At 30.9% G+C, this 12,330-nt stretch carries 12 protein-coding genes; all 12 read left to right on the forward strand.

Annotated features, from left to right (window positions below; genetic code table 11):
* Positions 1-753: 753 nt before the first annotated feature.
* The 12 genes from WG945_RS11500 (at position 754) to pgi (ending at position 12,192) form a co-directional block, all read left to right on the forward strand.
* A complete protein-coding gene (locus WG945_RS11500) occupies positions 754-1,086 on the forward strand; it encodes an MGMT family protein (RefSeq protein ID WP_068449131.1) in 333 nt (110 codons plus the stop codon).
* Between the two features lie 128 nt (positions 1,087-1,214).
* Complete coding sequence (locus WG945_RS11505) at positions 1,215-2,354, forward strand: Mrp/NBP35 family ATP-binding protein (protein ID WP_068449133.1); 1,140 nt, start codon at positions 1,215-1,217, stop codon at positions 2,352-2,354.
* A 3-nt stretch (positions 2,355-2,357) separates the two neighbouring features.
* Complete coding sequence (locus WG945_RS11510) at positions 2,358-2,594, forward strand: NifU family protein (protein WP_068449134.1); 237 nt, start codon at positions 2,358-2,360, stop codon at positions 2,592-2,594.
* Between the two features lie 228 nt (positions 2,595-2,822).
* Positions 2,823-3,878, forward strand: coding sequence for an NAD(P)/FAD-dependent oxidoreductase (locus tag WG945_RS11515; protein WP_068449136.1), 1,056 nt, complete (start codon positions 2,823-2,825; stop codon positions 3,876-3,878).
* Between the two features lie 146 nt (positions 3,879-4,024).
* The gene (locus WG945_RS11520) at positions 4,025-4,348 is read left to right on the forward strand and encodes a hypothetical protein (RefSeq protein WP_068449138.1); all 324 of its coding nucleotides are present in this window, start codon (positions 4,025-4,027) and stop codon (positions 4,346-4,348) included.
* Positions 4,349-4,593: 245 nt separating this feature from the next.
* Entirely contained in the window at positions 4,594-5,751 is a 1,158-nt protein-coding gene (locus tag WG945_RS11525; RefSeq protein WP_068449140.1) for a homogentisate 1,2-dioxygenase, read from the forward strand.
* A gap of 126 nt (positions 5,752-5,877) precedes the next feature.
* A complete protein-coding gene (locus WG945_RS11530) occupies positions 5,878-6,111 on the forward strand; it encodes a four helix bundle protein (protein WP_231874614.1) in 234 nt (77 codons plus the stop codon).
* Positions 6,108-7,271: a 4-hydroxyphenylpyruvate dioxygenase gene (hppD, locus tag WG945_RS11535; RefSeq protein ID WP_068449141.1), complete on the forward strand. Its 1,164-nt coding sequence runs from the start codon at positions 6,108-6,110 to the stop codon at positions 7,269-7,271. Before WG945_RS11530 ends, hppD begins: the two co-directional genes overlap by 4 nt.
* Before the next feature lie 187 nt (positions 7,272-7,458).
* Positions 7,459-8,376, forward strand: a complete 918-nt coding sequence (locus WG945_RS11540) for a tryptophan 2,3-dioxygenase family protein (protein WP_068449143.1) — start codon at positions 7,459-7,461, stop codon at positions 8,374-8,376.
* Positions 8,377-8,477: 101 nt separating this feature from the next.
* A complete protein-coding gene (locus WG945_RS11545) occupies positions 8,478-9,248 on the forward strand; it encodes a DUF3108 domain-containing protein (RefSeq protein WP_068449145.1) in 771 nt (256 codons plus the stop codon).
* Positions 9,249-9,348: 100 nt separating this feature from the next.
* Positions 9,349-10,617, forward strand: a complete 1,269-nt coding sequence (locus WG945_RS11550; protein ID WP_068449147.1) for a M23 family metallopeptidase — start codon at positions 9,349-9,351, stop codon at positions 10,615-10,617.
* A 6-nt stretch (positions 10,618-10,623) separates the two neighbouring features.
* Positions 10,624-12,192, forward strand: a complete 1,569-nt coding sequence (gene pgi, locus WG945_RS11555) for a glucose-6-phosphate isomerase (protein WP_068449149.1) — start codon at positions 10,624-10,626, stop codon at positions 12,190-12,192.
* Positions 12,193-12,330: the final 138 nt, after the last annotated feature.

Raw genomic sequence — 12,330 nt, forward strand, 5'->3', positions numbered from 1 at the left:
TTTCTCATCTAAACTCTGTTTAATAATTTTCTTTTCTTTTTTCCATTGATGAAAAACGAAACAAAAAAATCTAGACTTATTTTAAATTTCTAAAATTCTACATTTTATTCCATTCACGTGTCCAGACCACTGCGTTTTTTGGACACTTGCCATTCTATAAAACTTAAATTATTACGAAATTTAAAAGTAGGTCGGTTTTTAGCTTCTGAAATCAATATTATTTATTTCTATTATTTCCAATTATTAACATTCATTAAAACGCTCTACTGTCATTCCGAAATGAGCCTTTTTTAGGCGATTGAGGAATCTCATTACCATATAATTGTAAGTTCTTATTTTTAACTCCGTGAATCTTTGTTTTTTCTCATCTAAACTCTGTTTAATAATTTTCTTTTCTTTTTTCCATTGATGAAAAACGAAACAAAAAAATCTAGACTTATTTTAAATTTCTAAAATTCTACATTTTATTCCATTCACGTGTCCAGACCACTGCGTTCTTTGGACACTTGCCATTCCGTAAAACTTGAATTATAACGAAATTCAAAAGTAGGTCGGTTTTTAGATGCTGAAAATCAATATTATTTATTCCTATCATTTCCAATTATTAATTTTCATTAAAACCTGCTACTGTCATTCCGAAATGAGCCTTTTTTAGGCGATTGAGGAATCTCACAACATCACTGTTGTTAATGTGCACTTTTAACTCTCTAAATTTCTCTGTGGAATTCTGTGTAATAATATTATCTTCACAACGTGAAAGAATCCGATAATTTTTTTGATAAAGTTTACCAAGTAGCTCGCTTAATTCCGCATGGTAAAGTTACCAGTTACGGAGCAATTGCAACGTATTTAGGAGCAGCAAGGTCTGCAAGAATGGTAGGTTGGGCAATGAATAAAGCGCATAATTTAGATGATGTTCCTGCACATAGAGTTGTAAATAGAAAAGGATTGCTTACGGGCAAACATCATTTTGATGGTACAAACCTTATGCAGCAATTACTAGAGAGCGAAGGAATTATTGTAATAGAAAATCAAATTCAAAATTTAGAAAAAGTTTTTTGGAATCCTACGGATGAGTTGTCTTAAGGTTTCTTGCTTGTTGTTATAAAGCCTTATCATTTTCAACTATCTAAACATAAATATTCACAATCTACAAACTTTCTTTTCTGAGCAGTAAAACGTATCTTTGCAAGTAAGATTAAATATAAGAAAACGTGAGTTTTAAGAAACAAGATATATATAAGGCATTAGAAACAATTACCGCTCCCGGAGAAGGTAAAAGTTTAATAGAAAACAATAATGTAACTAACGTTGTTACTTTTGGCAATGAAGTAGAGGTAGATGTTACCATCAGCAACCCAACTTTACAAGCAAAAAAGAAGATTGAAACGGAAATTACCAAGGCTATTCAAACCAATGTTAGCGAGCAAATTACTGTAAAAGTTAACGTAAAGGTAGAAAAGCCAGCAGAAAAAGTAAACCCGAATCAAATTAAAGGAAAAGCGATTCCTAATATTAAAAATATTATTGCAATTGCATCTGGTAAAGGTGGTGTTGGTAAATCTACAATAACAGCAAATACAGCTATTTCTTTAGCTAAAATGGGCTTTAAAGTAGGTGTTTTAGATGCTGATATTTACGGACCATCACAGCATATAATGTTTGATGTAGAAAAAGCAAAACCACTTTCTGTAAAAGTAGATGGTAGATCTAAAATGGAACCTGTAGAAAATTACGGAGTAAAATTATTGTCTTTAGGTTTTTTTACAGACCCAAATCAGGCTGTAATTTGGCGTGGACCAATGGCCTCAAAAGCATTAAATCAACTAATTTTTGATGGTAATTGGGGTGAGTTAGACTTTCTTTTAATCGATTTACCTCCAGGAACAGGAGATGTACACTTATCAATTGTACAAGCCTTACCAATAAACGGAGCAGTTGTAGTAAGTACACCACAAAATATCGCATTGGCAGATGCTAAAAAAGGAGTTGCAATGTTTCAACAAGAAAACATTAATGTACCTGTTTTAGGAATCATCGAAAACATGGCGTACTTTACACCAGAAGAATTGCCAGATAATAAATACTACATCTTTGGTAAAGACGGTGCTAAAAACTTAGCAGAAGACATTAAAACTAGATTTTTAGGAGAAATTCCTTTAGTACAAAGTATTAGAGAAGCAGGAGATGTTGGGCACCCAGTGGCTTTACAAAATGGTACTGTTTTAGAAAAAGCTTTTAATGATATTACTAAAGAAATGGTATCAGAATTATTAAAAAGAAATGCAGATTTACCACCAACAGAAGTTGTTAGAATTACAACAATGAGTGGATGTAGCTCAGTGAAAAAATAAGATATGACAGCACAAGAAACATTAAATAATGTAGAAAAAGCGTTAGAAGAAATTCGCCCTTTTTTAATGAGTGATGGGGGTAATATTAAACTTTTATCTATAGAAGATAATATTGTTAATGTTCAATTACAAGGTGCCTGTACTGGTTGTTCTGTAAATCAAATGACCTTAAAAAATGGTGTAGAAGCAACTATAAAAAAGTATGCGCCACAAATTACAGAAGTTATAAATGTTGCGTAAACTGATTTTAATCAGTTTTTAGATATTAGAAATAATATAATTTTGGGCGTTTCCTAAAGGTCGGGCTTTACATTATATCTTTTTATTTTAGAAAAGAAATAAAAAGGATGCCATTTCAATCCCTAACGCGCACATTAGTATAAAATAGCGTTATTACAAGAAACGAAGCCATCTGTTTATTTAAAGAGATGGCTTCGTTTCTCGTAATAATAAAATAAAATAAAAAAAGTGATTACTACAGATATCTTAATTATTGGAGCAGGCCCAACCGGACTTTTTACTGTTTTCGAAGCAGGTTTATTAAAGTTACGTTGTCATTTAATAGATGCTTTACCTCAAGCAGGTGGGCAATGTTCAGAAATTTATCCTAAAAAACCAATTTATGATATTCCTGCATATCCAGAAATTTTAGCGGGCGATTTAACCGGTAAATTAATGGAGCAAATTAAACAATTTGAGCCAGGTTTTACTTTAGGAGAACGAGCAGAAACAATAGATAAACAAGAAGATGGTACTTTTATAGTTACTACAAATAAAGGTACAAAGCACCATGCAAAAATAGTTGCTATTGCAGGTGGTTTAGGTTCTTTTGAGCCAAGAAAGCCGCCAATTCCTAATATTACAGATTTCGAGGACAAAGGAGTAGAGTATATTATTCGTGATCCAGAATTTTACAGAAATAAAAAAGTAGTTATTTCTGGTGGGGGAGATTCAGCTTTAGATTGGTCAATATTTTTAACAGAGGTAGCTTCATCTGTAACTTTAATACATAGAAGAAACGAATTTAGAGGAGCTTTAGATTCTGTAGATAAAGTGCAAGAATTAAAAGACGCAGGTAAAATTACAATGATTACACCTGCAGAAGTAAAAGGAATTGTTGGTACAGATAAAGTAACAGGTGTTTCTGTTGTTCAGAAAGGAGAAGAGCCATTTACAGTTGAAACAGACCATTTTATTCCTTTGTTTGGTTTATCTCCTAAATTAGGTCCCATTGCAAATTGGGGATTAGAAATAGAAAAAAATGCTATTAAAGTAAACAACGCTTTAGATTATCAAACCAATATTCCAGGTATTTATGCCATTGGAGATGTAAACACATATCCAGGAAAATTAAAGTTGATTTTATGTGGTTTTCACGAAGCAACTTTAATGTGTCAAAGTGCATACCAACGTATCTTTCCAGATAAAAAATATGTAATGAAATACACAACTGTTGGTGGTGTAGATGGTTTTGATGGTACACGTAAAGAAGCACCAAAAGCAGTCGTTAAAAAGATAGATTAACATCATTTTTAGAAAAGTTACCTAGAGAACCTTTTAAATTTTATTTCAGGGTTTCATTATATAAATTATTAAATAAGTCCCTTCAGGTTTTAAAAATCTGAAGGGATTTTTAATTATTTAGCTTATCTTAGATAAAATTACAATTCATGAATAGCCTTAATTTATTGCCTTTTTTTCCTTTTTTCGATAGGGTTATAACTGCTTATGATCTATTAATTTTTGCTTTAGGTTCATTGGTATTAATTTCATGCTTACTCTTTTATTACCAAAAGATTCCAAAGAGTAATACTAAAAAAGAGATATTAGACAATCCCATATATCCATCAAATGATATTTTACTACAATCTAATAGTACAAATGTTTATTTTAAAATAGCTGAAAGAAAAACTTCTACTTTTGTTACTATTTTAGCAGGTATTTTAATTCTTTTAGTAGTATTTACTCCTTTTCAAGATTTTTTAAGGTTATAGTTTTTTAATTCTGTAAATCAATCTTCTAACAATCTTTTGTTATATTTGTAGAACAACGAAATCGATTGAGATGTTTTCAGATTTACTTACTTTTCTAAAATTCTTAATAAAACGCAATCCAGAATGATGCGCAACTTGTTGTCATTCCATTTTTATAGTTTATAATTTAAAAACCATCAAAAGGAATTTCATCTTATAAAAAGTACAATTAAACGATTTAACAGTTCAACAATTAAACTTTTATTATGCCTTTTTATCACAAATTAGGAACAATTCCACCTAAAAGACACACCCAGTTTCGTAAAAAAGACGGAAGCTTATATTACGAGCAATTGTTTGGTACCATTGGTTTCGACGGAATGTCTACCAATTCGTATCACGAGCACAGACCAACAATGGTTAAGCATATTGGTAAACAATATTCTGTAAAACCAAAAATTGCAAAATCTAATAATATTCAATCGTATCGTTTTCGTGGATTTCAAGTGCCGCTAGAAAACGATTATCTAGAAAGTAGAAAAATTGTTTTAACTAATGCTGATTGTAATATTATTTTATCGGCACCAAAAAAATCTACCACAGCATATTTTTATAAAAACACAGATGCAGATGAGGTGATTTTTATCCATAAAGGAACCGGAAAATTAAGAACACATCTTGGTAACATCAACTTTAAATACGGAGATTATTTAGTAATTCCACGTGGAATTATTTACAAATTAGACTTCGATGATGAGAATAACAGACTTTTTATTGTAGAATCTTATTCACCTGTCTACACTCCAAAAAGATATAGAAATTACTTTGGTCAATTGTTAGAACACTCACCTTTTTGTGAGCGAGATTTAAGAAGACCCCAAGAGTTAGAAACCTATAATGAGTTAGGCGATTTTCTTATCAAAGTAAAAAAACAAGGCGAAATTATAGAAATGACCTACGCTTCACATCCTTTTGATGTGGTGGGTTACGACGGTTATAATTTTCCGTATGCATTTTCAATTCACGATTTTGAACCCATCACAGGTCGTATTCATCAGCCACCGCCAGTGCATCAAACTTTCGAGACAAATGCATTTGTAATTTGTAGTTTTGTACCCCGTTTGTACGATTATCACCCCAATTCAATTCCTGCGCCATACAATCACAGTAACATAGATTCAGACGAGGTTTTGTATTATGTAGATGGTGATTTTATGAGTAGAAACGATATCGATCAAGGACATATTTCTTTGCATCCAGCCGGAATTCCTCATGGTCCACACCCAGGAACTACAGAAAAAAGTATCGGAAAAACAAAAACGGAAGAATTGGCAGTTATGGTAGACACTTTTAAACCTTTAATGGTTACAGAAGAAGCTATGAAAATTGCCGATGAAGAGTATTATAAATCGTGGTTGGAGTAAATAGAAAGGAGAAGCAAGAAGCAAGAAAAGAGATTATGACCATTAGAAAAAGACATAATTATAAGAATTTAAAGATTTGGTTTAATTTCTCAAATTAGTAGATGTTCAGTTTCTATTCCAAGTAATATTGCAGAAGGATCATCGAGAACAGATAAATCTTTTTCTCGCTTTATTGCTATCGCTTTAGGTTCTTCTTTCGAGCTCAAAACTCAATTAATAATAGCTTGTAACAGAAATTATATAAATAAAGAACAATTAACAAAGGTTGAAGCAAAAATTCAAGAATTTCAAAAAAAGACAATGGGTTTCAAAATAAGCTCTCAAAGTCTTTTTTCTTTGTTCTATAAAACATACAGATGAGTAAAAAAGATATAAAATCAATAAACTACGGTTTAGAAAAAATATTTGAAGGAGCACAAGATTTCCTTCCACTTTTAGGAACAGATTATGTAGAGTTTTACGTTGGTAACGCAAAACAAGCAGCACATTTTTATAAAACAGCTTTTGGTTTTCAATCTCACGCATATCGCGGATTAGAAACGGGTTCTAAAGATTCGGTGAGTTATGTGTTAAAACAAGACAAAATTAAGTTGATGTTAACAACGCCCCTTAATAGCAAATCGCCAATTAATGACCATATTGTAAAACATGGCGATGGTGTAAAAATTGTAGCACTTTGGGTCGAAGATGCAAGAAAAGCATATGAAGAAACCACAAAACGTGGCGCAAAATCTTACATGGAACCAACGGTAGAAACAGATGAGTACGGAGAAGTGGTAAGAGCCGGAATATACACCTACGGAGAAACGGTACATATGTTTGTAGAACGTAAAAACTATAACGGTGCATTTTTACCAGGTTTTCAAAAATGGGAATCCGATTACAATCCGCCAACTGCGGGTTTAAAATATATAGATCACATGGTAGGTAATGTTGGTTGGAACCAAATGAATACGTGGGTGAAATTTTATGAAGATGTTATGGGGTTTGTCAATTTTTTATCTTTTGATGATAAACAGATTCATACTGAATATTCAGCATTAATGAGTAAGGTAATGTCTAATGGAAACGGGCGTATAAAATTCCCCATAAACGAACCAGCAGAAGGAAAAAAACGTTCTCAAATAGAAGAATATTTAGATTTTTATGAAGGTGCAGGTGTGCAACATATTGCCGTTGCAACAGATGATATTATTAAAACAGTTTCGCAATTAAAAGCAAACGGAGTAGAATTTTTATCAACTCCGCCAGATGAATATTATAGATCTGTTCCAGGAAGATTAGAAGAATTCAGCCATGAGTTAAAAGAAGATATCGAAAAACTAAAAGGTTTAGGTATTATGATTGATGCTGATGAAGAAGGATATTTGTTGCAAATTTTCACAAAACCAATTGAAGATAGACCAACCTTGTTTTTCGAAATTATACAAAGAATGGGTGCAAAAGGTTTTGGAGCAGGAAACTTTAAAGCTTTGTTTGAATCTATAGAAAGAGAGCAAGCTAAAAGAGGGACTTTGTAAGAAGAAACAAGCTAAAAAGGAGCCAAGAATCAAGATTTATTACCTTAGTTCTTGGTTTTTTATTTTAATAAAACTTCAATAAAAAAGTGAAATAATCTTTAATTTTTACATTAAATTGCATACATAAACTCCAAAAATCAAAAAATTCTTGTTTCTTGGGACTAATTATCTTGATTCTTAAAAAAATATGAACAGAGACGAAATTTTAAAAGCAATAGAAGAAAAGTATGATAAATTAGGAGTTCCTGTAGATTCTATGTTAGAGGGCTTGTTATGGAGTACACCAATTACCTATTGGGATTATATTCAAACAGATGCACTTTTAGGTTTGCAAACACCAAGAACCACACAGCCAGATGAGATGGTTTTTATCATGTATCATCAAGTAAATGAGTTGTTATTTAAAATGATTTTGTGGGAAATTGATCAGGTTGCAAAAACAATTGAAGTTACGGCAGATAAATTTTCTTTGCATTTAGGTAGAATTAGCCGTTATTTTGATATGTTGTGTAGTTCTTTTAATGTCATGGCAGATGGAATGGAGAAAGAACAGTATTTAAAATTCAGAAACACTTTAACGCCTGCAAGTGGATTTCAAAGTGCACAATACCGTAAAATAGAATTTGCATCCACAGAATTAATTAATTTAATAGATGTACGTTTTAGAGATGATATCGATAGAAATTCTTCATTTAAAAATGCCTACAACCATTTGTATTGGCAAGCTGCAGGTAAAAATTATACAACCGGACAAAAATCTACCTTATTAAACCTTTTTGAACAAAAATATATGGGCGATTTTATCGATTTTATGGAAGATTATAATGATATTAATTTGTCTTTAAAATTTAAACAGTTACCCAAAGAAGTCCAAGAAAATAAAGCCTTAATTAAAGCCATGCGTCATTATGATTATACGGTAAATGTAAAATGGGTAATGGCACATTATAATGCAGCAGCAAAATATATTGGTGGCAAAGAGAAAGATTTAGAGGCAACAGGTGGTAGTAGTTGGCGTAAGTATATGCACCCAAAATACCAACGAAGAATTTTTTATCCGTATTTATGGAGTGAAGAAGAATTGAAAAATTGGGGAACATTTTAAGTCCATTTATTACTTAGAGAGACATTTTTAAATAGTTAACAAGTAGCTTTTTATCGTTTTGGAACGGTAATTGTCATTACTTTTTTATAAGTTTGATTTTTATGAGAAAATTTACCCTATTATTTTTTGCCTTTCTTTTTTTGACAACGGCTAATAGTCAAGAAAATTTAGATGCTTTTAAAAGCGGAGAGCTGTTGCGTTATAAAATGAGTTACAGTGGTTTTTTAAGAGCTGGAACTGCAGTTTTAGAAGTTAATGAAAAAGAACTTCATGGTAAAACTGTTTATTATACCAAAGGAACTGGTTGGACTTCTGGCATGATCAAATGGTTTTTTGAAGTAGATGATGTCTATGAATCTTATTTTGATAAAGATTCTGTGAAACCCTATCTTTTTAAAAGAAAAATTGATGAAGGCGGTTATAAAAAGCATCGAATTACTTCTTTTAATTACAATACTAATAAAGCCTATGTTCAGGATTTTACCGTTCAAAAAGATACTTCAGTAGCATTTTCTAAAGTACAAGACATACTTTCATCTTTTTACTATTTAAGAAATAAAGATGTTACAGGTATGAAAGTGGGAGAGGAAATTGCTATCGATATGTTTTTAGATTCTCAAATTTATCCTTTTAAATTACGTTTTTTAGGAACAGAAACTTTAAAAACTAAATTCGGAAAAGTAAATACTTTAATTTTTAGACCTTTGGTGCAGTCGGGTAGAGTTTTTAAAGCACAAGAAAGTGTTACCCTTTGGATAACTGCAGATGCAAATAAAATACCAATTAAAATAAAAGCAGATTTGGCTGTTGGCTCTTTAAGGGCTGAATTAGAGTCTTATAAGGGGTTGGCAAACCCTTTCATTAAAAATTAAGTAATTTTTAACGAAACCGTTATCGGAACTTCATTAAGATAGCAGCCTCAGAAATATTTTTTATTTGTACTTTTGAAATTACATTCAATAGCACTTATTCTTGAGAAAAATAATCCTCCTTTTAGTCTTAATTACCTCTATATCATCTTGTAAGAAAGAAGTTGAGAAAACCGTTACACCTCCTAAGAAAATAAAACCTAAACCCGTTTTTAAATATGGGTATAATACGGATGATTATACATTAATTCAAGACACTATTAGAAGTGGAGAAAGTTTTGGAGAAATTTTAGATAGACACCATGTAGGGTATCCTAAAATTAACGAAATATCTACCTCAATAAGAGAAGAGTTTGATGTTAGAAGATTAAGAGCAGGGAAACCTTACTTAATTTTATCTAGTAAAGATACTTTAGAAGAAGCTAAGGTTTTTATTTATAAAAATAGTGTAATAAATGCTACAGTAATTGATTTTAAAGATTCAATAATTAAAACGCATGTTTATGAGCAGCCTATAAAAACTGTAGAGAGAATTGTAGAAGGAGTAATTTATTCTAACCTGTCTAATACAATGGATAGTCTGCATTTATCACCAAGTTTAACGTATGCTGTTGCAGATATTTATGCTTGGACTTTAGATTTTTATAAACTTCAAAAAGGAGATTCATTCAAACTTGTTTTTGAAGAGAAATTTATTAAAGATTCTCTTTTTGCTGGATATGGAAATATTAAATCGGCTGTTTTTAGCCATAATGGAACAAGTTTACTAGCTTTTAGATATGTGTCTGACTCTAAATTAGGGATTCCTGAATATTATGATGAGAATGGAAATATGTTGCGTAGTCAGTTTTTAAAATCCCCTATAAAATTTCAATATAGAATATCATCAAGATATAATTTAAGAAGACGAATTGCCTATTATGGTAATAAAATTAAACCACATAAAGGTACCGATTTTGCAGCAAAAATAGGAACACCAATTTTAGCAACAGCAAGTGGAACTGTTGTAGAATCTACAAGAAGAGGTGGTAATGGTAAGTTTGTTAAAATTCAGCACAATAGTACATATTCAACCCAATATTTACATATGAGAAATCAGAATGTAAAGAAAGGTCAGTATGTAAAACAAGGAGACGTTATTGGTTATGTGGGTATGACAGGAAATACTGGTGGACCGCATGTTTGCTATCGTTTTTGGAAACATGGTAAACAAGTGGATCCATTTAAAGAAAAATTACCTTCTGCAGAGCCTTTAAAGAAAACTTTATTACCTGAATATTTAGAGTTCATTAAACCGCTTAAATATCAATTAGAAAATAAAATTCTTCCGGTTAAAGAACCAGAAGTTATAGAAAGAATAGCACAAAATTAAAATAAAATGGCTTTAAAAAACATCAATCCAACTACAACAAATGCTTGGAAAGCATTAACAAATCATTTTAATGATATTAAAGATATCAGTATAAAAGAATTAGATAAAGAAACAAATAGAAAAGAAGATTTTTCTTTAAAATTTGATGATTTATTAGTAGATTTTTCTAAAAATAGAGTCACCCAAGAAACGATTAACCTATTAGTAGAGTTAGCAAAAGAGGTAGATCTAAAAGATGCAATTGATAAGCAATATGCAGGTGAAGTAATTAATGTTACAGAAGGAAGAGAAGTTTTACATACGGCATTAAGAAGTACTTCTGATGAACCTATTTTAGTAGAAGGAAAAAATATTAAACCACAAATACAAGCAGCTTTAAGAAAAATAAAAAGTTTTTCTAACAAAGTTATTTCTGGTAAATGGAAAGGGTATACAGGTAAATCTATTACAGATATTGTTAATATAGGTATCGGAGGGTCTGATTTAGGACCAGATATGGTTGTAGAATCTTTAAAGTTTTATAAAAACCAATTAACAACACATTTTGTTTCTAATGTAGATGGAGATCATGTTTCTGAAGTTATGAAAACTTTAAATCCAGAAACTACTTTATTTGTAATTGTTTCTAAAACATTTACAACCCAAGAAACGATTACAAATGCAGAAACACTTAAAAACTGGTTTTTAAAATCGGCAACTATTTTTGATATCCCAAAACATTTCGTAGCGGTTTCTACAAATTTAGAAGCAGTAGATAATTTTGGAATTGATAAGAGTAACGTTTTTCCGATGTGGAATTGGGTTGGTGGTCGTTTTTCACTTTGGTCTGGAGTTGGTTTGTCTATTAGTTTATCTGTAGGATATGATAATTATAAGCAACTTTTAGAAGGAGCAGAAGAAATGGATCTTCATTATAAAAATGAGGATTTCGATAAAAATATTCCAGTAATTTTAGCATTGTTAAGTGTTTGGTATAATAATTTTTATGGTGCAGAAACAGAAGCAGTTTTACCATATTCTCAGTATTTAGCAAAACTTCCTGCGTATTTGCAACAAGCTATTATGGAAAGTAATGGTAAAGGTGTAGATAGAAGTGGTGAAAAAGTAAGTTACCAAACAGGTACGATTGTTTGGGGAAGTACAGGTACAAATATGCAGCATGCTTTTATGCAATTAGTGCACCAAGGAACTAAATTAATTCCTGCAGATTTTATTGGTTGCAAAGAATCTTTATACGGTTTAACAGATCATCATAAAAAATTAATGTCTAATTACTACGGACAAATGGATGCATTAGCTTTTGGTAAAACAAAAGAAGAAGTGCATTTAGAATTAAAGTTTTCTGGTGATGAAGATAAAATTGCAAAATTATTACCTTTTAAAGTTTTTGAAGGAAACAGACCAAGTAACGCAATTCTTTTCGATAAATTAACACCTCGTTCTTTAGGGAAACTGATAGCAATGTATGAACATAAAATTTTTACTCAAGGAATTTTATGGAATATCTATAGTTATGACCAATTTGGTGTAGAATTAGGGAAAGAAATGGCTAAGAAATTATTGAATAATTCTTAAAAATATATTTTCATAAAATTTATAATACACAATAACCCGCCTCATGGCGGGTTATTGTGTATTTAGAATATAGGTTTCAATTTTTTTGTCGTTTCACTAAAATGTTAAATATTTAGTAACTTTAAATAAAGAGTCTAA

The sequence above is a fragment of the Polaribacter atrinae genome (assembly GCF_038023995.1).
In the GTDB taxonomy this organism is placed as follows: Bacteria; Bacteroidota; Bacteroidia; order Flavobacteriales; family Flavobacteriaceae; genus Polaribacter; species Polaribacter atrinae.